General features: G+C 52.8%; 24 protein-coding genes and 2 pseudogenes. 15 read left to right on the top strand and 11 right to left on the bottom strand.

All coding sequences use genetic code 11. The features are described 5' to 3' along the window. Positions 1 to 7 precede the first annotated feature (7 nt). Positions 8 to 1,978, top strand: coding sequence for a TonB-dependent receptor plug domain-containing protein (locus OGV93_RS17495; RefSeq protein ID WP_275262481.1), 1,971 nt, complete (start codon positions 8 to 10; stop codon positions 1,976 to 1,978). A 41-nt stretch (positions 1,979 to 2,019) separates the two neighbouring features. Here the strand turns inward: OGV93_RS17495 and OGV93_RS17490 are convergent, their stop codons facing one another. After that, positions 2,020 to 2,274: a GlsB/YeaQ/YmgE family stress response membrane protein gene (locus OGV93_RS17490; protein WP_016153363.1), complete on the bottom strand. Its 255-nt coding sequence runs from the start codon at positions 2,272 to 2,274 to the stop codon at positions 2,020 to 2,022. 200 nt (positions 2,275 to 2,474) lie between these two features. Here OGV93_RS17490 and ycgR point away from each other — a divergent pair, with 200 nt between their 5' ends. Next, a complete protein-coding gene (ycgR, locus tag OGV93_RS17485; protein WP_016153364.1) occupies positions 2,475 to 3,209 on the top strand; it encodes a flagellar brake protein YcgR in 735 nt (244 codons plus the stop codon). A gap of 11 nt (positions 3,210 to 3,220) precedes the next feature. On the opposite strand, the gene emtA is transcribed toward ycgR, so the two are convergent. Beyond that, positions 3,221 to 3,832, bottom strand: a complete 612-nt coding sequence (gene emtA, locus OGV93_RS17480; protein ID WP_016153365.1) for a membrane-bound lytic murein transglycosylase EmtA — start codon at positions 3,830 to 3,832, stop codon at positions 3,221 to 3,223. Positions 3,833 to 3,930: 98 nt separating this feature from the next. Here emtA and ldcA point away from each other — a divergent pair, with 98 nt between their 5' ends. Together ldcA and OGV93_RS17470 are read left to right on the top strand one after the other, a co-directional pair. After that, positions 3,931 to 4,845: a muramoyltetrapeptide carboxypeptidase gene (ldcA, locus tag OGV93_RS17475; protein ID WP_287109876.1), complete on the top strand. Its 915-nt coding sequence runs from the start codon at positions 3,931 to 3,933 to the stop codon at positions 4,843 to 4,845. Positions 4,846 to 4,942: 97 nt separating this feature from the next. Further along, positions 4,943 to 6,673: pseudogene (locus OGV93_RS17470) on the top strand (potassium/proton antiporter); the annotation flags it as partial. On the opposite strand, the pseudogene OGV93_RS23950 reads toward OGV93_RS17470, so the two are convergent. The 3 genes and pseudogenes from OGV93_RS23950 to OGV93_RS17460 form a co-directional block, all read right to left on the bottom strand. Then, a pseudogene (locus OGV93_RS23950) lies at positions 6,614 to 6,736 on the bottom strand (hypothetical protein); the annotation flags it as partial. The pseudogenes OGV93_RS17470 and OGV93_RS23950 sit on opposite strands and share 60 nt — an antisense overlap. Before the next feature lie 67 nt (positions 6,737 to 6,803). After that, the gene (gene dadX / locus OGV93_RS17465) at positions 6,804 to 7,874 is read right to left on the bottom strand and encodes a catabolic alanine racemase DadX (protein ID WP_049043149.1); all 1,071 of its coding nucleotides are present in this window, start codon (positions 7,872 to 7,874) and stop codon (positions 6,804 to 6,806) included. A gap of 12 nt (positions 7,875 to 7,886) precedes the next feature. Further along, positions 7,887 to 9,185, bottom strand: coding sequence for a D-amino acid dehydrogenase (locus tag OGV93_RS17460; protein ID WP_046275019.1), 1,299 nt, complete (start codon positions 9,183 to 9,185; stop codon positions 7,887 to 7,889). A gap of 322 nt (positions 9,186 to 9,507) precedes the next feature. Between OGV93_RS17460 and OGV93_RS17455 the strand changes: the two genes are divergently transcribed. Further along, a complete protein-coding gene (locus OGV93_RS17455) occupies positions 9,508 to 11,040 on the top strand; it encodes a SpoVR family protein (protein ID WP_003833557.1) in 1,533 nt (510 codons plus the stop codon). A gap of 75 nt (positions 11,041 to 11,115) precedes the next feature. Here OGV93_RS17455 and fadR read toward each other — a convergent pair whose 3' ends face one another. Then, entirely contained in the window at positions 11,116 to 11,835 is a 720-nt protein-coding gene (gene fadR / locus OGV93_RS17450; RefSeq protein ID WP_016153370.1) for a fatty acid metabolism transcriptional regulator FadR, read from the bottom strand. 236 nt (positions 11,836 to 12,071) lie between these two features. Here fadR and nhaB point away from each other — a divergent pair, with 236 nt between their 5' ends. The 3 genes from nhaB to OGV93_RS17435 all read left to right on the top strand — a co-directional run bounded on the left by nhaB (position 12,072) and on the right by OGV93_RS17435 (position 14,740). Continuing rightward, on the top strand, positions 12,072 to 13,616 hold the full coding sequence (nhaB, locus tag OGV93_RS17445) for a Na(+)/H(+) antiporter NhaB (protein ID WP_103928302.1): 1,545 nt from the start codon (positions 12,072 to 12,074) through the stop codon (positions 13,614 to 13,616). A 141-nt stretch (positions 13,617 to 13,757) separates the two neighbouring features. After that, positions 13,758 to 14,288, top strand: coding sequence for a disulfide bond formation protein DsbB (gene dsbB / locus OGV93_RS17440; protein WP_003844060.1), 531 nt, complete (start codon positions 13,758 to 13,760; stop codon positions 14,286 to 14,288). A gap of 110 nt (positions 14,289 to 14,398) precedes the next feature. After that, positions 14,399 to 14,740 (top strand): TehB family protein, encoded by a 342-nt coding sequence (locus tag OGV93_RS17435; protein ID WP_200084427.1) that lies wholly within the window; start codon positions 14,399 to 14,401, stop codon positions 14,738 to 14,740. A gap of 29 nt (positions 14,741 to 14,769) precedes the next feature. On the opposite strand, the gene ycgN is transcribed toward OGV93_RS17435, so the two are convergent. The 3 genes from ycgN to OGV93_RS17420 all read right to left on the bottom strand — a co-directional run bounded on the left by ycgN (position 14,770) and on the right by OGV93_RS17420 (position 16,331). Continuing rightward, the gene (ycgN, locus tag OGV93_RS17430) at positions 14,770 to 15,216 is read right to left on the bottom strand and encodes a cysteine cluster protein YcgN (RefSeq protein ID WP_287109874.1); all 447 of its coding nucleotides are present in this window, start codon (positions 15,214 to 15,216) and stop codon (positions 14,770 to 14,772) included. A 92-nt stretch (positions 15,217 to 15,308) separates the two neighbouring features. Continuing rightward, a complete protein-coding gene (locus OGV93_RS17425; RefSeq protein WP_016156786.1) occupies positions 15,309 to 15,968 on the bottom strand; it encodes a fumarylacetoacetate hydrolase family protein in 660 nt (219 codons plus the stop codon). Positions 15,969 to 16,037: 69 nt separating this feature from the next. Then, positions 16,038 to 16,331 carry a YcgL domain-containing protein gene (locus OGV93_RS17420; RefSeq protein ID WP_016153375.1) on the bottom strand — a complete coding sequence of 98 codons (294 nt, stop codon included), beginning with the start codon at positions 16,329 to 16,331 and terminating at the stop codon, positions 16,038 to 16,040. Positions 16,332 to 16,457: 126 nt separating this feature from the next. Here OGV93_RS17420 and minC point away from each other — a divergent pair, with 126 nt between their 5' ends. The 3 genes from minC to minE are packed head-to-tail and all read left to right on the top strand — an operon-like array spanning position 16,458 to position 18,271. Next, on the top strand, positions 16,458 to 17,165 hold the full coding sequence (minC, locus tag OGV93_RS17415; protein WP_016153376.1) for a septum site-determining protein MinC: 708 nt from the start codon (positions 16,458 to 16,460) through the stop codon (positions 17,163 to 17,165). 23 nt (positions 17,166 to 17,188) lie between these two features. Beyond that, positions 17,189 to 18,001 carry a septum site-determining protein MinD gene (minD, locus tag OGV93_RS17410; protein WP_003020956.1) on the top strand — a complete coding sequence of 271 codons (813 nt, stop codon included), beginning with the start codon at positions 17,189 to 17,191 and terminating at the stop codon, positions 17,999 to 18,001. A gap of 3 nt (positions 18,002 to 18,004) precedes the next feature. Beyond that, positions 18,005 to 18,271 (top strand): cell division topological specificity factor MinE, encoded by a 267-nt coding sequence (gene minE, locus OGV93_RS17405; protein WP_001185666.1) that lies wholly within the window; start codon positions 18,005 to 18,007, stop codon positions 18,269 to 18,271. Between the two features lie 87 nt (positions 18,272 to 18,358). Here minE and OGV93_RS17400 read toward each other — a convergent pair whose 3' ends face one another. After that, complete coding sequence (locus OGV93_RS17400) at positions 18,359 to 19,276, bottom strand: LysR family transcriptional regulator (RefSeq protein WP_016153377.1); 918 nt, start codon at positions 19,274 to 19,276, stop codon at positions 18,359 to 18,361. A gap of 103 nt (positions 19,277 to 19,379) precedes the next feature. Here OGV93_RS17400 and OGV93_RS17395 point away from each other — a divergent pair, with 103 nt between their 5' ends. From OGV93_RS17395 to OGV93_RS17380, 4 genes are all read left to right on the top strand, one after another. Next, complete coding sequence (locus tag OGV93_RS17395; RefSeq protein WP_287109872.1) at positions 19,380 to 20,462, top strand: tartrate dehydrogenase; 1,083 nt, start codon at positions 19,380 to 19,382, stop codon at positions 20,460 to 20,462. Between the two features lie 255 nt (positions 20,463 to 20,717). Next, entirely contained in the window at positions 20,718 to 22,319 is a 1,602-nt protein-coding gene (locus OGV93_RS17390) for a BCCT family transporter (protein ID WP_049043155.1), read from the top strand. 45 nt (positions 22,320 to 22,364) lie between these two features. Continuing rightward, the gene (gene yeaW, locus OGV93_RS17385; RefSeq protein WP_003833746.1) at positions 22,365 to 23,489 is read left to right on the top strand and encodes a carnitine monooxygenase, oxygenase subunit YeaW; all 1,125 of its coding nucleotides are present in this window, start codon (positions 22,365 to 22,367) and stop codon (positions 23,487 to 23,489) included. A gap of 70 nt (positions 23,490 to 23,559) precedes the next feature. After that, positions 23,560 to 24,525: a PDR/VanB family oxidoreductase gene (locus OGV93_RS17380; protein WP_181599181.1), complete on the top strand. Its 966-nt coding sequence runs from the start codon at positions 23,560 to 23,562 to the stop codon at positions 24,523 to 24,525. A 49-nt stretch (positions 24,526 to 24,574) separates the two neighbouring features. Here OGV93_RS17380 and rnd read toward each other — a convergent pair whose 3' ends face one another. After that, complete coding sequence (gene rnd, locus OGV93_RS17375) at positions 24,575 to 25,690, bottom strand: ribonuclease D (RefSeq protein WP_287110144.1); 1,116 nt, start codon at positions 25,688 to 25,690, stop codon at positions 24,575 to 24,577. Positions 25,691 to 25,709: the final 19 nt, after the last annotated feature.

Below are 25,709 nucleotides of genomic sequence, written 5' to 3'. Positions count from 1 at the left end.
AAAAATAATGAATTTCAACAAAAGTTGTCTTTACACAGCCCTGTCGTTTGCTTTCGCGCACAGTGCTTTTGCTGGGCAGGAAAGCGAAAACATGACCGTCTGGTCTAGTCCGGTCTCCGCGGCAACCACCACGGTTCTCGGCCAGGAAACGATACAACAGTTGGATAAACAGAACGTGGCGCAGGCGCTGAGCGTCGTCCCCGGCGTCGTGCTGCAAAAGTCAGGCAACCGCAACGAGCAACAGGTAAAAGTGCGCGGATTTGACAGCCGTCAGGTTCCCGTCTTTTTCGACGGCGTGCCGGTGTACATCCCCTATGACGGCAACCTCGACTTAGGCCGTTTTCTGACATCCGATATCGCTTCGGTTGAAGTCTCCAAAGGCTACTCGTCTCTGTTACAGGGGCCAAACCAGATGGGCGGTGCCATCAATATCACTACAAAAAAACCGACCAAACCGCTTGAAGGCAGCATTGGCTATCGCCAGGGCTGGAGTCGCAGCAAAGACAACGCCCACGATATGCACGCTTCATTTGGCGCCAGTAACGATCTCGGCTATATCCAGCTCAGCGGCAGTCAGCTGAAGCAGGATTTTCTTGGGTTACCGCATGGCGTGGACAACCCGGTTGCAGGCAGTCACGGCAAGATGATCAACTCTTCCGCTGATGACAAGCGTGGCATCGTGAAGCTGGGCTTTACCCCTCGTGGAGATGATGAATATGTGCTGACCTATATAAATCAGGACGGTGAAAAAGATAATCCACCGTACGCCGGAACCAGCAGCCAGAAATCACGCTACTGGCAATGGCCACAATACGATAAAGAGAGCTATTACTATCAGGGAACCACGCATCTGGGCGACCGTTTTACTCTGAAAAGCCGTCTGTATCGCGACACCTTTGAAAATACGTTAATGATGTACAACTCGCTGGCCGATCTGAAAAATAAGAAAGGCAGCTACAGCCATTATTCGGACTATAGCGATGGGGCTGGCCTGCAGCTCGCTGCGGATATGCGAGAAAACGATCTGCTCTCTTTCGCCGTGAACTGGAAGGACGATGTTCACCGCGAGAAAGGCGCACCGAATGCGGCTTACGACCGCTACGAAGACCGCACCTGGTCCGTGGCCAGTGAATACCAGTGGGCTGCGGCGGATAATGTCGATGTGGTGGCGGGAATAAGCTATGACTGGCGAGACAGTCTGGAAGGTATGAAGCACGAGAAAAACGGCAGCGTCACGCACTACGATGACAACAATCAGTCGGCCTTTAACTGGCAGGTGATGACCAAATACCACTTTGAAAATTCAGACACATTAGCGCTGTCTTACTCTGACAGAACGCGTTTCCCAACGTTAAAAGAACGCTACACGACCTCGAAACCGGCCTATAACCAGGTAGCCCTGGTCAATCCACAGCTTAAACCGGAGCGCGCCCGCAGCGTGGACCTGACATGGAATGGTTCACTTAGCCAGAACTGGGGATTCGAAGCCAGCGTGTATTACAACCGCATCAGCGACGCGATTCTTTCGCACAATATTGATGCCGATACCATCCAGAATCAGAACAGTGGTCGGGTGGATTACACCGGCCTGGATGCAGGCGTTAAAGGTAAAGTTTTTGATATGCTGGACGTCGGGCTGAGCTACGGCCTTATTCATGCGGACGCCAAACGCAGCGATATCGGTAAGATTACCGATCTGCCGACGCAAACCCTGACCGCCTGGATGACGCTGAAACCGTGGGAGCCACTCAGCATTACGCTGTCCGAAGAGGCCCGTTCGTCAAGCTATAGCAATACCGACGGCTCGCAGAAAGCCGCTGGTTTCGCCATTACCCATTTGCGCGCTGATTACGCCATTGGTCACGGGTTTAGCGTTAACGCTTCGGTCAATAACCTGTTCGATACGCAGTACGTTTACAGTGAAGGATTTATTGAAGAGGGGCGTAATTACTGGGCGGGCATTGAGTATCAGTTCTGACTTAACAATGCAGAAAAACGGCCCCGTCAGGGGCCGTTCGATTAATCTCGTCGTACAAGCCGAAAGACACCCAGCACAACAATCGCGCCGACCACGGCCACCAGGAAGCTGTGGAGATTAAACCCGCTGATATCGCCGCCGATACCGAACATCGTAGCCAGCCATCCACCGACCACAGCACCGATAATACCGAGAATGCAGGTCAGGATAAATCCACCGCCATCGCGCCCCGGCATAATCAGTTTGGCGATAACCCCCGCAATCAGACCAAAAATAATCCAGGTAATAATTCCCATTTCCAGGCCCTCTTTCCAGTGAACGCACGCGCAAGACATTCTTGCGCCAGCACGTTAAGTATAGGCAAGCCATCGCTACGTGCTTTTTCCCTCAGACTTAATTCATTGGGTTTGGTAAAAAATTTCATCCATTTGTATTAAGTTCCGTTGATTGATGCCGATAATCCAACGATAAACCAGGCATCCAGGAGTCATTAGGTGTGAGTAACTACAATGAGCAGTTCCTGAAGCAAAATCCATTAGCGGTGTTAGGCGTACTCCGGGACTTAAATTCGCAGCAGGTTCCGCTGCGTATCTCCTGGTCAGGTGGCCAGTTCATCAGCAAAATACTGGCGGTCAGCCCGGATGAACTGATCATGGATTTTGGTAGTCAGGAATATGAAAACCAGGCCGTGCAGCGAGCCAATCAAATTACGATTATCGCCGAAACGCAGGGAGCCAAAGTGGAGTTCACCCTGCCACAGCTGAAAAAAGGCGAATACCAGCGGCTACCCGCATTTATCTCATCATTGCCGCCATCTCTGTGGTTCGTCCAGCGTCGGGAATATTTCCGTATCGGTGCTCCACTGCATCCCCCCTATCGCTGCACGGTAAAAATGCCGGATAACAGCACGCTGTGTTTTCGCTTATTCGATTTGTCTCTTGGCGGTATGGGCGGGCTGTTAGAAACGGCAAAACCAGAGGGACTGGTAGAAGGCATGCGCTTTTCACAGGTTGAACTGAACATGGAGCAATGGGGAGTGTATCAGGTGGACGCCCAGCTAATTTCCATTAGCGAACGCAAAGTTATCGACGGGAAAAACGAAACAATTACCACTCCCCGCCTGAGCTTTCGTTTTCTCAACGTCGGCCCGGCGGTGGAGCGTAACCTACAGCGAATTATTTTTTCCCTCGAGCGCGAGGCCCGGGAAAAGTCGAATAAGGTGCGCGATTAGCATCACCTGAATTACATCACATCCAGCGCTTGTTGAAGCTTCCAGATATAGCGCGGAGCCTGCGGCGCCGGATGATTATCAGCAACATGTTCAATAAATTCATCCGGGCTGAGATCGTTTATCTTATTAATGGCTTTTTTCCTGTCGGAGGAGAACGTTCTCAGCAGCGCGCCCGCACCGTTGGCGTACGATACCACCAGCGCATATTGCATCACCTGCGGATCTTCGATCCCGGCCAGCGGCCCGGTCTCAAGAATGCTCAGGTATGCGGCCCCCATCGAGATATTGCGCTCAGGATTTTTCAGCTCGCTGGTTGACGGCTCGCCACTCCACCCCATGCGACGATAAACATCACGCCCTGACGTCGAGGCTTTTAACTGCATCAGGCCAATCGCATTAGACTTACTGACCGCATTCGGATTTCCACCTGATTCAATGGCGATGATAGCGGTAATCAATTGTGGACTGACACCCCAGGCCGCACCGGCTTTTTCGCTGATCGGCATCCATTGCATTGCGCGTTTAACCGGAACTTCAGCATTCCACGGCGGATTTTTGTAATCCTGTTTTGAACTACAGCCCGCAAGTAATACAACCAAAAAAGCAAACCATCTCAATTTCACGTCATCTATCCTTATAGCCGGAACCTGTCGCTGAGGTGACAACGACATACCTACGCGGCATGATATACATTTGGTTTTAGTTGTAGCAAGGAAATGCCATGTCCCGGTTTCACTTAATTGCCCCGTCGGGCTACTGTATCAACCAGCAGGCTGCCTTACGCGGGCTGGCGCGTCTTACTGAGGCCGGTCATCAGGTCGACAATTCAGCGGTCATTACGCGCCGTTGCCAGCGTTTTGCGGGTACAGAAGCAGAACGGCTTGCTGATGTGAACGCGCTCGTAAATCTGAACACGCCCGATACCATTGTGATGGCAGTACGCGGCGGCTATGGCGCGAGCCGTTTACTGGCAGATATTGACTGGCAGGCGCTGGCGAACCGTCAGCAACACAACCCGCTGCTGCTGTGCGGACACAGCGATTTTACCGCGATCCAGTGTGGTCTGCTGGCGCAGGGGAATGTGATTAGCTTCAGCGGCCCGATGCTGGCGGCTAACTTTGGCGCCGAGGAGATGAACGCATTTACCGAGCACCATTTCTGGCAGGCTGTTCGCAATGCCCAATTTACCCTCGAGTGGCAAGGTAACGGTCCGGCATGTGCGACCGAAGGTACGCTATGGGGCGGAAATCTGGCGATGCTCATTTCTCTGATGGGCACGCCGTGGATGCCTGCTATCGAAAACGGCATTTTGGTGCTGGAAGACATTAACGAGCATCCTTTTCGCATTGAACGCATGCTGCTGCAACTGTATCACGCAGGAATACTGGCCCGACAAAACGCCATTATCCTCGGCAGTTTTAGCGGCAGCGCACCTAATGATTACGACGCGGGTTACAGTCTTGACTCAGTTTGTGATTTTCTACGCGCCAGGTTATCGGTTCCGGTGATCGACGGCCTCGATTTTGGTCATGAACAACGCACCGTCACCTTGCCGTTGGGGGCCAGAGCGGAACTGAAAAATGATAAAAACGGCGCTCAGCTCACCTTAAGTGGGCATCCGGTACTTAAATCGTAAAAAAAGCGGTTAACAGGGCTAAGTAAAACGCTGTTTCTGTCGTTATTATGTTAGGGTTTATAAATACGAAACAGCGTAATTCAGGAGTAACCGAACGTTGGATGCCGCAGCAATAATTAGCCTTTTTATTTTGGGTTCCGTACTCGTCACCTGCAGTATCTTACTCAGTTCATTCTCATCACGTCTTGGTATCCCTATTCTGGTGATATTTCTCGCTATCGGTATGTTAGCGGGAGTCGACGGCGTGGGCGGTATTCCTTTCGATAACTACCCTTTCGCCTATATGGTGAGTAACCTGGCGCTGGCGGTTATCCTGCTCGACGGCGGGATGCGCACCCAGGCCAGCTCATTTCGTGTCGCGTTAGGCCCGGCGCTGTCGCTGGCGACCGTCGGGGTGCTGATAACCTCCGGACTCACCGGCATGATGGCCGCGTGGCTGTTTCATCTGGATCTTATCGAAGGACTCCTGATTGGCGCGATTGTCGGTTCAACCGATGCCGCGGCGGTTTTTTCCCTGCTTGGCGGCAAGGGGCTTAACGAGCGTGTTGGCTCTACGCTGGAAATTGAATCCGGGAGTAATGACCCGATGGCGGTGTTTTTAACCATCACGCTTATCGCCATGATTCAAAATCACGAGACCGGTTTAAGCTGGATGTTTGCGGTGCATATTATCCAGCAGTTCGGCTTAGGGATCATACTGGGCCTCGGTGGGGGCTACCTGCTTCAGCAAATGATTAACCGCATTTCACTGCCTGCCGGGCTTTATCCGCTACTGGCCTTAAGCGGTGGGATCCTGATTTTTGCCCTGACCACTGCACTGGAAGGCAGCGGTATTCTGGCGGTCTATCTGTGTGGTTTCCTGCTGGGTAATCGCCCCATCCGCAACCGATTTGGCATTCTGCAAAACTTCGACGGTCTGGCATGGCTGGCGCAAATCGCCATGTTCCTGGTGCTGGGACTGCTGGTTACGCCGTCCGACCTGCTGCCTATCGCGATCCCTGCGCTGATTTTGTCTGCATGGATGATATTCATTGCCCGTCCGCTGTCGGTCTTCGCCGGACTGCTGCCGTTTCGTGGCTTCAATCTGCGCGAGCGCATTTTCATCAGTTGGGTGGGCCTGCGCGGTGCAGTCCCCATCATCCTCGCCGTGTTCCCAATGATGGCGGGTCTGGAGAATGCGCGCCTGTTCTTTAACGTCGCGTTCTTCGTGGTTCTGATCTCGCTGCTGTTTCAGGGAACGTCGCTTTCCTGGGCCGCCAAAAAAGCCAAAGTGGTGGTTCCTCCCGTCGGCTGGCCCGTTTCGCGCATTGGTCTGGATATTCATCCGGAAAACCCCTGGGAGCAGTTCGTTTATCAGCTCAGCGCGGATAAGTGGTGTGTAGGAGCCGCACTGCGCGACCTGCATATGCCGGAAGAGACGCGAATTGCCGCCCTGTTTCGTGACAACGTGCTGTTTCACCCATCCGGCAGTACGCGGCTGCGTGAAGGCGATGTTCTGTGCGTCATTGGCCGCGAGCGCGATCTCCCGGCTCTCGGCAAGCTGTTCAGCCAGTCGCCGCCGGTGTCATTAGACCAGCGCTTCTTCGGTGATTTTATTCTCGAGGCCAGCGCAAAATACGCCGATGTGGCACTGATTTATGGCCTGGAAGATGGCACAGAGTATCGTGATAAACAGCAAACGCTGGGTGAAATTGTCCAGCATCTGCTTGGCGCCGCGCCGGTCGTCGGTGACCAGGTAGAATTTGCTGGCATGATCTGGACGGTTGCTGAGAAAGAAGATAATGCGGTGCTGAAGGTCGGTGTTCGCGTTGCTGAAGATGAGGATGAGGCGCGTTGATGCTTTTTGCCGGGCGGCGGCAGCGCTTTGCCCGGTTTGCGCTCTGCGTCGCATAATCTGCGTCGCATAAACGGTGTAGCCGGATGAAACGCATCAGCGTCGACATCCGGCTTTAGATACGTTACACCGTCACAACCGGCACGCGCAGCGCCAGAGAACACATCAACTCGTAGCCCACCGTACCCGCTGCGCTGGCCACATCGTCAATTTTAATCTCTTTGCCCCACAGCTCTACCGGCGTCCCGATCCCCGCCTGCGGACACGGTGTCAGATCTACCGCCAGCATATCCATTGAGACCGTCCCCACCGTTGTCGTGCGTACGCCGTCCACCAGCACCGGCGTTCCGCTTGGCGCATGGCGCGGATAACCGTCTGCATACCCGGTCGCCACAATGCCAATGCGCTGCTCGCCGCTGGCGGTATAGCGTCCCCCGTAGCCCACCCGATCTCCAGCTTTCAGCGTCTGTATGCCGATTATCTCGCTGCTCAGGGTCATGACCGGTTTCAGGCCGGTATTGGCGATGTCCCGCCACTGTCCCGAAGGTGACGCGCCATACAAAATAATGCCCGGGCGCACCCAGTCATAATGTGCTTCAGGGTGCCACAGCGTGGCGGCCGAATTGGACAGCGACCGTCTGCACTCCAGCCCTTCTGTCGCCTGTGCAATCCGCGCCATGGCGTCCTGAATACCTTCCGGGTGCTCCGCATCTGCAAAGTGGGACATCAGCGTCATTTCACCGACGTTGGGCATTGCCCGCAGCTGTTGCCAGACCGTTGATACTCTTTCCGGTAAGAAACCCAGTCGGTTCATGCCGCTGTTCACCTTCAGGTAAACATCCAGCGGCGCGTTGAGGCGCGCATTCTGCAGCGCTTTTAATTGCCAGTTACTGTGTACACAGGTGGTCAGACGATATTTGTCATACACCACCAGGTCTTCGGCGTGGAAAAATCCCTCCAGCATGAGTATCGGGCCTTTCCACCCGCGCTCACGCAGGGTTATCGCTTCTTCAAGATTGAGCATGGCAAAACCGTCGGTTGTGCCCAGCGCATTCCAGACACGTTCAATGCCGTGTCCGTAGGCATTGGCTTTCACCACCGACCAGACGCGGGCGTCCGGCGCGGCCTGGCGGGTAATGGTCAGGTTTTGTTTCAACGCCTGCAGGTCAATGCTGGCCAGTATCGGGCGAGTCATCTCACGTCCTTATCAGTTATGTGCGCCATGTAAATGCCGTGGACGAGATGGGGTAAACCCCGGGCTGTAACGCGCCACGCTCAGATCGTCGTAAGGAATGGCTGGTGTGCGGCCAGACAGAATGTCGCTCAGCAACTGACCCGAACCGCAGGCCATGGTCCAGCCCAGCGTGCCGTGGCCGGTATTAAGCAGTAGATTCTTAAAGCGCGTTCGCCCGATCACTGGCGTACCGTCCGGCGTCATCGGACGCAGCCCGGTCCAGAAGGTTGCCTGCTCCACATGCCCACCGCGTGGGAAGAGATCGCGGACGACCATCTCCAGCGTCTCACGACGGGGTTGCAGCAATTCCGTATTGAAGCCGACAATCTCCGCCATGCCGCCAACGCGAATACGATTATCAAAGCGGGTAATGGCGATTTTGTAGGTTTCATCAAGGATCGTTGAAACCGGTGCGCCGTCATCTTGCGCCACAGGAATGGTCAATGAATAGCCTTTGAGCGGATAGACCGGAATATCAACGATCCCTTTTAGCATCGCCGTAGAGTACGAGCCGAATGCCATTACATAGGCATCGGCTTTGACTATCTCCTCGCCACACTGAACGCCATAAATCTGCTCACCATCGCTCAACAGCTTATCGACCGGAGTATTAAAGCGAAATTTCACACCCGCCTGCTCCGCCATCAGCGCCAGACGCTGGGTAAACAGCTGGCAGTCACCGGTTTCGTCATTCGGTAAACGCAGACCACCGGTCAGCTTGTGTGCCACTTCCGCCAGCGCCGGTTCAACTTCCGCCAGACGGCTTGCTTCCAGGAGCTGATACGGCACGCCGGCGTCTTCGAGGACGGCGATGTCGCGGGTCGCGTTCTCATACTGTTGAGCGGTACGGAACAGTTGCAACGTTCCGCCCTGGCGTCCTTCGTACTCGATACCGGTAGAGGCGCGTAGCGCTTTCAGGCAATCACGGCTGTATTCCGCCAGTCGCACCATCCGGCCCTTGTTTTCCATGTAATGGCTGGTGTCGCAGTTGCGTAGCATCTGCCACATCCATTTCAACTGGAACTGCGTCCCGTCGAGGCGAACGGCCAGCGGCGCATGGCGCTGAAACATCCATTTAATTGCTTTAAGCGGTACGCCTGGCGCCGCCCAGGGTGCTGCATAACCTGGAGAGATTTGCCCCGCGTTCGCCGCACTGGTTTCCAGTGCCGGACCGGGCTCACGATCAATGACGGTGACATCGTGTCCAGCCTGACTTAAGTACCAGGCGCTGGTCACGCCAACGACACCACTTCCCAGTATGACAACTCGCATAGCCACTCCGTTAACAGTAAAAGAACAATCATCTAATTACATCTTGATAACTCAGTTGAAAATATTATTCAACATATGGCTTTTTTATGGTGACTTATCTCACATATGGCGGTGATGGCGGGGAACTCCCTGCTTTGGTATCTCCTGCTGTGCGTTATTTTTATCCAGCATAAAATTTTGCGGCCATACCGTTTTTCGACGCCTCGCTAACAAGAAATCGCAAAGAAAAAAATTCAGCCGCAGCACGTTTTTTAACACCATGATCTATGCTTGAAATGAGGTACTCCAGACAGAGAGTGCCGCCAACAATGAGGGTGCGCGAATGGCTACGATTGATTCCATGAACAAGGACAGCACACGGTTAAGCGATGGACCCGACTGGACGTTTGATCTGCTGGATGTCTATCTGGCGGAAATAGACCGCGTGGCGAAACTCTACAGACTGGATACCTACCCGCACCAAATCGAGGTGATCACCTCCGAACAAATGATGGACGCTTACTCCAGCGTCGGGATGCCAATCAACTATCCTCACTGGTCGTTTGGTAAAAAATTTATTGAAACCGAGCGTTTGTATAAGCATGGTCAGCAGGGGCTGGCCTATGAGATTGTTATCAACTCCAATCCGTGTATCGCGTATCTGATGGAGGAGAACACCATCACCATGCAGGCGTTGGTGATGGCGCATGCCTGCTACGGACATAACTCCTTCTTTAAAAACAACTATTTGTTCCGTAGCTGGACGGATGCCAGCTCCATCGTTGATTACCTGATCTTCGCGCGAAACTATATTACCCAGTGTGAAGAGCGTTACGGCGTGGATGAAGTCGAAAAGCTCCTCGACTCCTGTCACGCGCTGATGAACTACGGCGTGGATCGTTACAAACGCCCGCAAAAAATCTCCCTACAGGAAGAGAAAGCCCGACAGAAAAGCCGTGAAGAGTATCTGCAAAGCCAGGTAAATATGTTGTGGCGTACGCTGCCGAAGAAAGAGGAAGAGAAAACCGTTGCGGAAGCCCGACGTTATCCTTCTGAACCGCAGGAGAATCTGCTGTATTTCATGGAGAAGAACGCCCCGCTGCTGGAATCCTGGCAACGCGAAGTGCTGCGCATTGTGCGCAAGGTCAGCCAGTATTTTTATCCGCAGAAACAGACCCAGGTGATGAACGAAGGGTGGGCCACTTTCTGGCATTACACCATCCTTAATCACCTTTATGACGAAGGTAAAGTCACCGAACGGTTTATGCTGGAGTTTTTACATAGCCATACCAACGTGGTATTCCAGCCGCCGTACAACAGCCCGTGGTATAGCGGGATAAATCCCTATGCTCTGGGTTTTGCCATGTTCCAGGATATTAAACGAATTTGTCAGTCGCCTACCGAAGAGGACAAATACTGGTTCCCGGATATAGCGGGTTCTGACTGGCTGGAAACCCTGCATTTCGCGATGCGCGATTTCAAAGATGAGAGCTTTATCAGCCAGTTCCTGTCACCGAAGGTTATGCGTGATTTCCGTCTGTTCACCGTGCTGGATGACGATCGTCATAATTATCTGGAGATTTCCGCGATTCACAACGAGGAAGGATATCGTGAGATCCGCAACAGGCTGTCGTCGCAATATAACCTGAGCAACCTTGAGCCGAATATTCAAATCTGGAATGTCGATCTGCGCGGCGACCGCTCGCTCACCTTGCGCTATATTCCGCATAACCGCGCTCCGCTGGATAAAGGACGCAAAGAGGTGCTCAAGCATGTGCACCGGCTCTGGGGTTTTGACGTGATGCTGGAGCAGCAGAATGAAGACGGCAGTGTGGAACTGCTGGAGCGTTGCCCGCCGAGGATGAACGGTCTGTAAATCTTATTGCCGGATGGCGACGCGAAAACCTCTTATCCGGCCTACAATGCATTTCGTAGGCCGGATAAGCTGCGATTAGCGCCCCTGAATAGCTAAATCGCCCGGCAGGTTTTTCTGCATACGATGCCAAATCTCGCCGCTGTCGTGACCATAGCGACGCACCGTTTCATATACCTGCTCATGAGCACCCTGATCACAAAGTTCTGACAGCTTACGGTAAAAGCTCAGCGCCAGCGCGCGGGCTTCCGGATTGGCGAAATAATGGCGGCCAATGCGGGTATATAATCCCTTCATTCCATTGAGGATCAAACCGTAAATCGGATTGCCAGAGGCAAATGCCAGACCGCGGAAAATGTTATAGTCCAGATCGGCGAATGCATCAGCATGGTCGGCCACCTGATTTGCCGTTGCCAGAACCTCCTGCGCTTTATCAGGATGCTGGCGAAACGCGGTACGAACAAAGATCGTCGAGATGTTGGTACGCACGGACAGCAGATTATCAATAAGCTGCGGCACGCTCTCGTGATCGAGACGCGCCAGCGTTTCAAGGATATTTAGCCCGGAGGTTTCCCAGAAGTTATTCACCTTCGTCGGCTTGCCGTGTTGAATGGTCAACCAGCCGTCCCGCGCCAGACGCTGTAATACCTCGCGTAACGTGGTACGTGTCACTCCAATCAGTTCAGAGAGTTCACGTTCAGCAGGCAAAATAGTGCCAGGTGGGAAGCGGTTATTCCAGATACTTTCAATGATGTACTCTTCCGCGAACCCAGCCGGGCTTTGCGCCTTAATGACCATAGTGATAATTCCATTACACAGCAAAACATAGTTACAGTTATCATACCAGACGGGCTACATGGCTGATAGCTGACGCAATGAAGAAAAAGTGGATCAAGGCTTCATTTTCCAGATTACGCTGAAGCACAGCCAGCCTTGTCCGTCGCGTGAATAGCTTGCCTGTACTCCCTCCTCCCGCTAAGCTTTGCGGTCAAACATAAAAACATGATTTCATTTTTAAAGGTAGGGAAATCACCATGGAGCTATCATGGGGCCGCGCTATGTGGCGCAATTTTTTAGGTCAATCACCTGACTGGTACAAACTTGCACTACTCGTATTCTTAGTCGTTAACCCGGTAATATTTTTCATCAATCCCTTTATTGCGGGCTGGCTGTTGGTGGCCGAGTTCATTTTTACGCTGGCGATGGCGTTAAAATGTTACCCGCTGCTACCAGGCGGGTTGCTAGCCATCGAGGCGGTCATCATCGGCATGACCAGTGCCACACATGTGCGTGAAGAGGTTGCCGCTAACCTTGAGGTGCTATTGCTGCTGATGTTTATGGTGGCTGGCATCTACTTTATGAAGCAGTTGCTGCTGTTTATTTTCACCCGCCTACTGCTTACGATTCGCTCCAAGATGCTGCTGTCGCTGGCATTTTGCGTTGCCGCCGCCTTCCTTTCTGCATTCCTGGATGCGCTGACCGTCGTTGCCGTGGTAATCAGCGTAGCGGTTGGTTTTTATGGTATTTACCATCGCTTCGCCTCTTCCCGCACGGAAGACAACAATATGCTCGATGATAGCCATATCGATCAGCACAATAAGGTCGTACTGGAGCAGTTCCGTGGTTTTCTGCGCAGCCTGATGATGCATGCGGGTGTCGGTACGGCGTTAGGCGGCGTAATGACTATGGTCGGCGAACCGCAAAACCTGATTATCGCCAAAGCGGCTGGCTGGCATTTTGGTGACTTTTTCCTGCGCATGTCGCCGGTCACCGTCCCGGTGCTGATTTGCGGCCTGCTAACCTGCATGCTGGTTGAGAAATTGCGCTGGTTTGGCTATGGCGAAACGCTGCCGGAGACCGTCCGCGATGTCCTGCAACAGTTTGACGATCAAAGCCGTCAGCAGCGTACTCGTCAGGAAAAAATCAAACTGATTGTTCAGGCGATTATCGGTATCTGGCTAGTGGTTGCCCTGGCCCTGCATCTGGCGGAAGTCGGATTAATCGGTCTGTCCGTCATTATCCTGGCCACGTCGTTGACCGGCGTTACTGACGAACACGCGATTGGTAAAGCGTTTACCGAGTCGCTGCCTTTCACCGCCCTGCTGACCGTGTTCTTCTCTATCGTTGCGGTGATTATCGATCAACAGCTCTTTTCACCGATTATTCAGTTTGTTTTGCAGTCCTCTGAACATGCTCAACTGACGCTGTTCTATCTCTTTAACGGCCTGCTGTCTTCTATCTCTGATAACGTGTTTGTCGGCACCATCTACATTAACGAAGCCAAAGCCGCGTTGGAACATGGGACCATCAGCCTTAACCAATTTGAGCTGTTAGCGGTGGCGATCAATACCGGGACTAACCTGCCTTCCGTTGCTACGCCAAACGGCCAGGCGGCATTCCTGTTCCTGCTGACCTCCGCGCTGGCACCATTGATTCGACTCTCTTATGGCCGCATGGTGTGGATGGCTCTGCCTTATACTCTCGTCCTGACGCTGGTTGGTCTGCTTTGCGTCGAGTTCACGCTTGTTCCGGTGACTGAGTGGATGACCCAAGCGGGCTGGTTAGCTACATTTTCATAACAATTTACCGGGCAAATCACTGCCCGGTTTGACTTTTTGCATGATAATTATCCGATTACTCAAATTTTCAATTCCTGCTAGTGGCGCATAAATTGAATTGGTTTAAACTGCGCTCTCTACGCATGTTGCAGGGAAATTATTATGTTGCGATTTTTAAACCAGTGCTCCCGAGGTCGTGGTGCATGGTTATTGTTGGCGTTAACCGCCTTTGCGCTGGAGCTTGTCGCGCTGTGGTTCCAGCACGTCATGCTGCTAAAACCTTGCGTGTTGTGTATTTACGAACGTAGCGCATTATTTGGCGTGATGGGCGCGGGGCTGGTGGGGGCTATCGCACCAAAAACGCCGCTGCGCTATGTGGCGATGATTATCTGGATTTACAGTGCCTGGCGCGGGCTGCAGTTAGCGTATGAGCACACCATGATTCAGTTGCACCCATCACCGTTTATGACCTGTGATTTTGCCGCACGCTTCCCGAGCTGGCTGCCGCTGGACAAATGGCTGCCGCAGGTGTTTTTAGCATCCGGTGACTGTGCTGAACGCCAGTGGTCTTTTTTAACCCTGGAAATGCCACAGTGGCTGTTGGGGATCTTCGCCGCTTACCTGGTGGTCGCCGTGCTGGTAGTCATAGCACAGCCGTTTAAACCGAAAAAACGTGACCTCTTCGGTCGCTAACAGAGACGCTCCTTCGGGAGCGTTTTTTTTGCCTTAAATTCATTGCCTGCTGGCATCTATAAGATGTATATTAAATGCATCTTATAGATGCCACACCAAGGAGATGTCTGATGTCCCATTTACGCATCCCGGCAAACTGGAAAGTAAAACGCTCTACTCCCTTCTTTACCAAAGACAACGTCCCGGCAGCACTTCTTTCTCACCATAACACCGCCGCAGGCGTGTTTGGACAGCTCTGCGTGATGGAAGGTACGGTAACGTATTATGGCTTTGCCAATGAAGACGCAAAAGAACCTGAAGTGAAAGTGGTGATTAATGCCGGTCAGTTCGCAACCAGCCCACCGCAGTACTGGCATCGCGTTGAATTAAGCGACGATGCGCAATTCAACATTAACTTCTGGGTGGAAAATGACAACCACTCCGATGAGATGTATCAGGCGAAAAAGTCTTAACCCTTAACGCCTGCTAATCGATGGGCGGCTCAGTCCGCCCATGAAGGTTTGTTCAGGATATGATCCTGCCAGTCACGTACTTCCGATTCTTTCACCGCAATATGACGAACTGAGATACGTTCACCGTGCATCGCCGCTTTTGATCCTGTCAGCAACGGGTGCCACTCCGTTAGCCCTTTTCCTTCTGCGAGCAGACGATAGGCGCAGGTCATCGGCAACCATTCAAAAGTCGGCAGATTATCACGCGTCAGTTTGATGCAGTCAGGCTCGTACTCGAATCGACGTTCGTAATTACGACACTGGCAGGTTTTAATGTTGAGCTGACGACAGGCGACGTTGGTAAAGTAGATTTCGTCAGTGTCTTCATCCATCAGCTTATGCAGGCAGCATTGACCGCACCCGTCACATAATGACTCCCACTCGGCATCGGTCATTTCATCAAGGGTTTTACTTTGCCAGAAAGGTATGTCGCTCATCAGGGTTTCCGCTATTGCAATAAAGCTGCACCTTATAACCAGTCTGGCACGCTGATGCAAGTTTTGCCGCCCGAAAAGGCGGCAAGCAGAGATTACAGCACGCGGGTTGTTAGCGTTTGACCGTGAAAACTGATGGCCAGTTCGTCGCCGCTGCTTAAAGGTCCCACGCCTGCTGGCGTTCCCGTTAGCACCACATCGCCCGCTTTGAGGGTAAAGAAACGGCTCATATAAGCAATCAAGGGAACGATGTGATGGATCATGTCCGCCGTGGAGCCGTGCTGGCGAGTTTCACCGTTGACCGTTAATCCAAGCATCGTATCCTGCGGGTCGCCGTTAAACTCCGCCACAGGAATAAATCCAGACAGCGGGCAAGAGTTATCAAAACCCTTCGCTTTTTCCCATGGCTGCCCCGCCTTCTTCATTTTGCCCTGAATATCGCGCAGGGTCAGATCCAGCGCGACACCATAACCGGCGATGGCTTTACGCACATGATCTTCTGTCGCTTGCCGCAGGGTCGCGCCAATCAGCACAGCCAGCTCAACTTCATGGTGGACAGACCCCATATCAGATGGGATCACCAGCGGCTGGCGCAAATCGCACAGCGCGGTTTCCGGTTTAATAAACAGAACCGGTTCTTCCGGGGTGGTTCCGCCCATCTCTTTAATATGGTTGGCATAGTTACTCCCTACGCAAACCACCTTACTCACCGGATAATCCAGCAGAGCACCATGCCAGTTGTGATGTTGATACATTACTTTCCCCTAACGTAGTCATAGATTTCAGGTACTGCATCGATGGAACGTGCTGCTGCCGGATGCAGTTTAACGTTTAGCGTCTGGTGTATTTTGTTTTGCCGCTGCCAGATGCTGTTTAAGTAAATCTTCTGGCGGCGGGGGTATTTGTAAATAATAGCCCTGCTCGGTCAGGGCCTGTTTTACTTTTTCAAGATCGGCATTAACTAATTTTTTTCGCCCATCAAGCGGTAACATCATTGCCAGCGTCGGCTGACCAAATCCTCTCATCAGTTCTTCAGGAACGCGCGAGAAATCGTCTTTTTTTTCGACATATAAATAGGTCTGGTCACGTTTGCTGCTTCGGTAGATCACACAAAACATATCTTTTACTCTGAATTCACGGAATGGTGGCTTGCCTCAATATAATACTGACTATAACATGCCTTATAGTCTTCGGAATATCACCCCGCGCTGGGGATGATAAATAGCAAATTGAGTAAGGCCAGGATGTCAAACACGCCAATCGAGCTTAAAGGCAGTAGCTTCACCTTATCAGTGGTTCATTTACATGAAGCAGAACCCGAGGTTATTCGTCAGGCGTTGGAAGACAAAATCGCGCAGGCACCGGCTTTTTTAAAACATGCTCCCGTGGTGGTTAACGTGAGTGGTCTTGAAAGCCCGGTAAACTGGTCAGCGCTGCAGAAAGTTGTCGCGTCTACCGGATTGCGCATTATTGGCGTTAGCGGATGCAAAGACGCCAGACTAAAGGCAGAAATCGACGAAATGGGTCTTCCTTTACTGACTGAAGGTAAAGAAAAAGCTATTCGTCCTGCGCCTGTTGAGGTCCCGGCTCCCGTCGCTCCGCCGCAAAACGTTACTCCCATCACAAAAACACGATTAATAAATGTGCCGGTTCGTTCCGGTCAGCGCATTTATGCTCCACAATGTGATCTGATTGTTACAAGCCACGTCAGTGCGGGCGCAGAGCTTATCGCTGATGGCAATATTCATGTTTATGGAATGATGAGAGGCCGTGCGCTGGCAGGTGCAAGCGGCGATCGTGAAGCGCAAATTTTTTGTACCCATCTGACGGCAGAACTGGTGTCTATCGCAGGTGTTTATTGGCTGAGTGATAAAATCCCAGCAGAATTTTATGGCAAAGCGGCCCGTCTGCAATTAGCAGAGAACGCTTTGACAGTTCAACCGTTGAATTGATCCCTTTTTAACAAGGAATTTCTATGGCACGCATTATTGTTGTTACTTCGGGTAAAGGGGGCGTTGGCAAAACCACCTCCAGCGCGGCCATCGCTACAGGTTTGGCCCAGAAGGGAAAGAAAACTGTCGTTATTGATTTTGATATCGGCCTGCGTAACCTCGATCTGATTATGGGTTGTGAACGCCGCGTCGTTTACGACTTCGTCAACGTTATTCAGGGCGATGCGTCGTTAAATCAGGCGTTAATCAAAGATAAGCGTACCGAAAATCTCTTTATTCTTCCGGCCTCACAGACTCGCGATAAAGACGCGCTGACGCGTGAAGGCGTCGCGAAAGTTCTGGACGACCTGAAAACGATGGAATTCGATTTCATCGTCTGCGACTCCCCGGCGGGTATTGAGACCGGCGCGCTGATGGCCCTGTATTTTGCCGATGAAGCGATTATCACCACTAACCCGGAAGTCTCCTCTGTACGTGACTCTGACCGTATTCTGGGTATTCTGGCGTCGAAATCTCGTCGTGCGGAAAACGGTGAAGATCCGATTAAAGAGCATTTGTTGCTGACGCGCTACAACCCTGGCCGCGTAAATAAAGGTGACATGCTGAGCATGGAAGACGTACTGGAAATTCTGCGAATCAAGCTGGTTGGCGTGATTCCTGAAGATCAGTCAGTCCTGCGCGCGTCTAACCAGGGTGAGCCGGTTATTCTCGACATCAATGCTGATGCCGGTAAAGCCTATGCTGATACCGTAGACCGTCTGTTGGGAGAAGAACGTCCTTTCCGCTTCATTGAAGAAGAGAAGAAAGGTTTCCTCAAACGCCTGTTCGGAGGATAAGTTATGGCATTACTGGATTTTTTTCTCTCGCGGAAAAAGAGCACAGCGAACATCGCTAAAGAGCGACTGCAGATTATTGTTGCGGAACGTCGTCGTAGTGACGCCGAGCCACATTATTTACCGCAACTGAGGAAAGATATTCTCGAGGTTATCTGCAAGTATGTACAAATTGATCCCGAAATGGTCACCGTACAGCTTGAACAAAAAGACGGCGATATTTCTATCCTCGAACTTAACGTGACATTACCTGAAGCTGAAGAGTCTAAATAACGGCTTTGCTCAGTGAGTTATAGTTGCAAAAAAAGGCAGATTATTCTGCCTTTTTTATTTTCAGTTTCTTGCCTGGCTGTTGCGGATTTATTCCAAAGTAAACTTTGGATAGTTTTCGGCAAAATAGCGGCGCAAATACTCAACCGTAATACGGATTTTTGCCGACGTCGCCAGCCGAGAAACATAAACCGCCCATATATTTGCTGGTTGATAATACTCGGGTAATACGTGTACCAGATGTCCACCGGCAATGTTGTCGCAAACGTCCCACCACGAACGCAGGGCAATTCCCTGCCCATCAAGACACCACTGATGTACCACTTCGCCATGATTAGACGACAGAGGCCCCGTAACTTTAATTGAGTGAGCGCCCTCTTTATTACGCATTTGCCAGATGCCAAACGGATGGTCGCGCTCTTTGATAACCAGACAAGGAAAAGTGGAGAGATCGTTGAGTTGCTTCGGCGTCCCGTGCTGCGCCACAAATTCCGGCGAAGCGCACAGAATACGGTAGTTAGTCGCCAGCTTGCGGGCAATCAGGTTCGGCGCGATATCATCCCCGATACGAATATCAAGATCGACGCCCTCATTCACCATATCCACCAGGCGGTCTTCAACATCGAACCTCAGTTCTAGCTGCGGGTACGCTTTTGCCAGCGCAGACAGCGCCGGAGCCACCACCCGACGGCCAAAGCCAAAGCTACTAATAATGCGTAGCATCCCCTGCGGGATCTGCCTGGCATCAGACAACTCGTCCATCATCTGATCGACATCCTGCAGGATCCGCTGCGCCCATTCGTAGATCCGCTCCCCCTCTTCCGTGATGGTTACACGCCGCGTTGTCCGGTGCAGCAGCACCACGTTCAGTGTCTGCTCCAGCAGGGCTACTCGCTTACTGATAAAAGCCGGTGATACACCCAGTTCCTCGGCAACGGCGGCAAATCCTGCCCGACGGGCAACCAGCATAAAGACGCGTAAATCATTTAGCAGCGGCAGATTATTCATGATCTGTGTTTTATGTTTCACCAGTTAGGGGGATTAACTCTTAATCAGTCAATTATAGGATAAGGGGAAAGTCAATTTTGATGGCGTACAAGTGAGAGCTGCTATGAAGAAAACCTGTCGTATTGCCGCTATCCCCGGAGATGGCATTGGTAAAGAAGTGCTGCCTGAAGGCATTCATGTGTTACAGGCAGCCGCCGAGCGTTGGGGGTTGTCGTTCAGCTTTGAGCAAATGGAATGGGCGAGCTGCGAGTACTACACCCATCACGGCAAAATGATGCCGGATGACTGGCATGAGCAGTTGCAATCCTTTGATGCTATCTATTTTGGCGCCGTTGGCTGGCCGGATACCGTACCGGACCACATCTCTTTATGGGGCTCGCTGCTTAAGTTTCGCCGCGAATTCGACCAGTACGTCAACCTGCGTCCGGTACGCCTGTTCCCGGGAGTCCCTTGCCCACTGGCGGGCAAGCAGCCAGGCGACATTGATTTCTACGTCGTACGCGAGAACACCGAGGGAGAATACTCTTCTCTCGGCGGACGCGTGAGTGAAGGGACGGAACACGAGGTGGTTATCCAGGAGTCGGTCTTCACCCGTCGCGGCGTAGATCGTATATTGCGTTACGCCTTCGAGCTGGCGCAAAACCGCCCGCGCAAAACCCTGACCTCGGCGACCAAATCCAATGGTCTGGCCATCAGCATGCCTTACTGGGACGAGCGTGTTGAAGCAATGGCGGCTAACTATCCTGAGATCCGTTGGGATAAACAGCATATCGATATACTGTGCGCTCGCTTTGTGATGCAGCCGGAGCGCTTTGACGTTGTGGTTGCTTCCAACCTGTTCGGCGACATCCTCTCCGATCTGGGTCCGGCCTGTACCGGGACGATTGGCATCGCACCTTCTGCCAACTTAAACCCGGAACGCACCTTCCCGTCCCTGTTCGAGCCAGTACATGGTTCGGCCCCCGATATTTACGGAAAAAACATCGCCAACCCGATTGCCACTATCTGGGCTGGCGCCATGATGCTGGACTTCCTTGGCAAGGGTGATGCCAACTATAAGGCTGCCCACGACGGTATTCTGGCGGCAATTGAGCACGTTATTGCCAGTGGCCCGAAAACGCCGGATATGAAAGGCAGCGCCACCACGCAACAGGTGGGTGAGGCCATCTGTCAGGCACTACGTTAGAGGTCAAACCACGAAATATGAGCCGCGTCACTGACGCGGCTTTTTTATGCGTTTTGTGGAGCCAATAACCTGCGCTAATTCACCTTTTATTATTTCCGTTCCGTGTTTTATTGCTTCACACATCGGGCAATTGTTTAATTCATGTAAAGAACAAATAATAAAATTGTTAAATAAAAAATAACTCATTCTACCCCTACAGCATGATAACAACGACAGGCTAATGCCATACGCGGGCAACTGTGCCCAGGAGATCCCATGTTGAGCAACGTCAAGAAAAAAGACATGCCGCTGATAGCCATCAGCCTGGTGGCTATTCTTTTCATCGCCGCCACACTTAGTCTCTTCCCTCAGCAGTCTGCACAAGTCGCAAATACCCTTTTTAACGGCGTTACCCGGATGCTGGGTTCCGCCGTGCAGATCCTCGTTCTGATGGCTATGGGTCTGGTCGTCTGGCTGGCTACCAGTAAATACGGCAACATTCGTCTGGGAGAAGGTAAAGCGGAATACAGCACGCTCTCCTGGCTTTTTATGTTTATATGCGCCGGATTAGGCTCCTCCACGCTCTACTGGGGCGTTGCTGAGTGGGCCTATTATTACCAGACCCCGGGTCTGAATATCGCGCCGCACTCGCAAAAAGCGCTGGAATACAGCCTGCCTTACTCCTTTTTCCATTGGGGGATCAGCGCATGGGCGACCTACACGTTGGCCTCATTAACCATGGCCTACCACTTCCATGTGCGTAAAAACAAAGGACTGAGCCTGTCCGGGATTATCGCCGCCATTACAGGCGTGCATCCGCAGGGTGTCTGGGGTCGCCTGGTTGACCTGATGTTCCTGATCGCGACAGTTGGCGCGTTAACTATCTCTCTGGTCGTCACCGCCGCCACCTTTACCCGCGGTTTGTCTGCCCTGACGGGGTTACCGGATAACTTCACGGTGCAGGCGTTTGTGATCCTGTTCTCTGGCGGCATTTTCTGCCTGAGCTCCTGGATTGGCATCAATAACGGTTTGCAACGTCTGAGCAAAATGGTCGGCTGGGGGGCGTTTTTACTGCCGCTGCTGGTGCTGATCGTCGGCCCGACCGAGTTCATCACCAATAACATCATCAACGCCATCGGCCTGACGACACAAAACTTTTTGCAAATGAGCCTCTTCACCGACCCGCTTGGCAACGGTGAGTTCACCCGTAACTGGACAGTGTTCTACTGGCTGTGGTGGATCTCCTACACGCCGGGCGTGGCAATGTTTGTCACTCGCGTATCCCGTGGTCGCAAAATCAAAGAGGTTATCTGGGCATTAATCCTCGGTAGCACTGTTGGCTGCTGGTTCTTCTTTGGCGTGATGGAAAGCTACTCCATTCACCAGTTTGTGAACGGTGTGATCGACGTACCGCAGGTTATGGCGACGCTGGGTGGTGAGACGGCCGTACAGCAAGTGTTGATGTCGTTGCCTGCCGGGAAACTGTTTCTGGTGGCGTATCTGGCGATCATGATTATATTCCTCGCCTCACACATGGATGCTGTGGCCTACACCATGGCGGCCACCAGCACACGCAACCTGCAGGAAGGGGAAGATCCGCAGCGCAGTCTTCGTCTGTTCTGGTGCGTGGTTATCACCCTGATCCCATTATCGATTTTGTTCACCGGCGCGTCCTTGGAAACCATGAAGACCACGGTGGTTCTGACCGCTCTTCCATTCCTCGCCATCCTGTTGGTGAAGGTTGGCGGTTTTCTGCGCTGGGTACGGCAGGACTATGCCCACGTTCCTGCGCATCAAATTGAAAGTCATCTTCCCGAAGCGCCAGTTGACGTCCCGGTCGCGCCACCGGCCGGGACACTACTCAAAGGCGACAATTAAGCGCCAGTACAAAAATCCTCTTACTCACAAATTAAAGGTATTCCAATGAGCAATCTGAGCCCTGAGTTTATTCTGCCGCAAAATTTCTGTGCCAACCCGCAGGATGCCTGGACTATCCCGGCCCGGTTTTATACCGACCATCAGGCTTTCGAACACGAACAAGAAAAGGTGTTCGCTAAAAGCTGGATTTGCGTCGCCCACAGTAGCGAACTGGCGAAACCCAATGATTATGTTACCCGAGAAGTGATTGGCGAGAATATCGTGCTGGTACGTGGTCGCGATAACGTGCTGCGGGCATTCTACAACGTCTGCCCGCATCGCGGCCATCAGCTGTTGAGCGGCGAGGGGAAAGCGAAAAATGTGATTACCTGCCCTTACCACGCATGGGCATTCAAACTTGACGGCAATCTGGCGCATGCGCGTAACTGCGAAAACGTCGCCAACTTCGACAGCGAAAAAGCACACCTTACACCGGTACGCCTGGAAGAATATGCCGGATTCGTGTTTATAAACATGGATCCGAACGCGGGCAGCGTGGAAGAACAACTCCCTGGTCTTGCAGACAAAGTTATCGAAGCCTGCCCAGACGTGCATGACCTGAAACTTGCTGCACGTTTTACTACCCGTACCCCAGCCAACTGGAAGAATATCGTCGATAACTATCTGGAGTGCTACCACTGCGGTCCGGCCCATCCAGGTTTTTCCGACTCGGTCCAGGTTGACCGTTACTGGCATACCATGCACGGCAACTGGACGCTGCAATACGGTTTCGCCAAACCTTCAGAGCAGTCATTTAAGTTCGAAGAAGGAGTTGATGCCGCCTTCCACGGTTTCTGGCTGTGGCCGTGCACCATGCTCAACGTGACGCCAATCAAAGGCATGATGACCGTTATCTACGAATTCCCGGTAGATGCGGAAACCACGCTGCAAAACTATGACATCTACTTCACCAACGAAGAGCTGACCGAAGAGCAGAAACAACTGATCGAATGGTATCGCAACGTCTTTCGTCCTGAAGATTTACGTCTGGTTGAAAGCGTACAAAAAGGGCTGAAATCGCGCGGGTATCGTGGCCAGGGACGCATTATGGCGGACACCAGCGGCAGCGGCATCTCCGAGCATGGCATTGCCCATTTTCATAATCTGGTCGCCCAGGTTTTTCAGGAATAACCCGGGGCTGTTACGACAGGTTCCGGCGCGTCGCTGAGGCGCGTCGGACAGATTTTTTAGGGAGGCCGCAATGTCTGATTATCAAATGCAAGAAGTCCGGGTCAGCCGGATTGAGACGATTACCGCGCAGGTAAAATGCTTCACCTTAACGGCGACCTCAGGCCAGCCGTTACCTGCGTTTCAGGGTGGCAGCCATATTATCGTGCAGATGCGCGATGGCGAGAACCTGTACAGCAATGCGTACTCGCTGATGAGTTCACCACGCGATACGCGCGCCTATAAAATCGCCGTACGCCTGGAGGAAGCGTCCAAAGGCGGCTCACGATACCTGCATCAAAACGTGAAGCCCGGCGACACGCTCACGATCTCCACACCAAACAATCTCTTCGCCCTCGCCCTTCAGGCACAAAAACATCTGTTGATTGCCGGAGGTATCGGCATCACACCGTTTTTATCGCAACTCCCGGAGCTGGAACAATCTCAGACGCAATGGCAACTGCACTATTGCTCTCCCAGCCAGGAGACCTGCGCGTTTCATGACGAACTCATGCAACACCCCAGCGCCGATCGCATTCATCTGCACCTGTCGAACGCAGGCACCCGCCTCGATTTAGCCCGTCTGCTGGCAGATGTTGAACCCGGCACGCATATCTACACCTGTGGCCCTGCGGTGCTCAACGATGCTGTCAGAGAAGCGGCTTCCCGCCTTGGGCTGGACAGCAATACGCTACATTTCGAACAATTTGCCGCGGAAAAGAAAGGCGGCGACGCCTTCACCCTGGTGCTGGCGCGTTCCGGGCGCGAGTTTGTGGTCCCGGAAGAGATGACCATTTTGCAGGTTATCGAAAATAACAAAGCCGCCCGGGTTGAGTGCCTGTGCCGGGAAGGTGTTTGCGGCACCTGCGAAACGACGATTCTGGAAGGGGAAGCGGATCACCGCGATCAGTATTTCAGCGACGACGAAAAAGCCAGCCAGCAAAGCATGCTCATCTGCTGCTCGCGCGCCAAAGGTAAGCGCCTGGTGCTCGATCTGTAGCGTTGCGCAGGCCGGGTCAGCAAACGCGCGACCCGGCGAGCCTGGTGACTTACTGCGGGTATTCCTGCAGCAGCGCGTTGAGGCGATCGGACATCAATTCGCCACGCCAGCCGGAAACCAGCTCTGGCAGGGATTGCTGCGGCTTTAATTTCCAGTGCCAGTTGAGCAACTGGTTGATCTGGCGACGCGAAGCAAGCAGTTCGACGCTGAGATTATGTTCCGCACTCACCTCGGCAACCAGCGCTTTGATGGCTTTGAACGCCTTGCGATACCCTGGCATATCCATCAAATTCAGCAGCGGCTGCGGTAGCGACTCTTCCGGTAAAGCCTGGGCCTTTTCCACCAGGGCGATCAGCGTTTTACCGTGGAAACGAATTTCACTCCCGGAAAGACCCAGGCTATCCAGTTCACCCAGGCTGCCCGGCATATAACGCGCCACCGCCCACAGGTGCTCTTCACGCACCACGAAGTTTACCGCCAGATCGCGCTCGCGTGCTTTACGCAGTCGCCAGTCAGCAAGCAATTGCAGGCAGGCTAGCTGACGGGTGCGCAGTTGCCATGCGTTGGTGATGTCACGCCAGGCGTCTTCCGGCGCCAGAATCTCCTGGCGACGCTGCTGCATTAAGCGGCATTCGTCCAGCGCGGCTGGCAGCCAGCCGCTGGCTTCGGTCTCAGCCATCAGTTTTGTGGTGATCGGTAACAGATACCAGACGTCAGCCGCCGCGTATTCGCACTGACGCTCGGTCAGCGGTCTGGCCAGCCAGTCGGTACGCGATTCGCTTTTGTCGAGCGCCACACCCGTAAACTCTTCCACCATCGAGGCGAAGCCCCATGACAGCGGACGACCGCAAAACGTGGCCAGGATTTGTGTGTCAATTAACGGCTGCGGAAGTTCGCCAAAAGCGTTGAGAAACACTTCCAGGTCTTCACTTCCCGCATGCAGGAATTTGGTGATGGTGGTATCACGCAGAATATCGCGCAGGGGCGACCAGTCGGTGATCCCTAGCGGATCAATCAGAGCAACGTGTTTGCCATCAAACAGCTGGATCAGCCCCAACTGCGGATAATAGGTACGTGTGCGAACAAATTCGGTATCCAGGGCTATCGCCGGAAATTCACGGACGGCTTCGCACAGCGTGGCTAACGCGTCGTCCGTGGTGATCATTTGATAATTCAAATCGTGC

The sequence above is a fragment of the Citrobacter sp. Cb031 genome (genome assembly GCF_030336725.1).
Classification (GTDB): Bacteria; Pseudomonadota; Gammaproteobacteria; order Enterobacterales; family Enterobacteriaceae; genus Citrobacter; species Citrobacter braakii.
The sequence above is the reverse complement of the archived record's forward strand: the minus strand, read 5'-3'. Positions and strand labels throughout refer to the sequence as shown.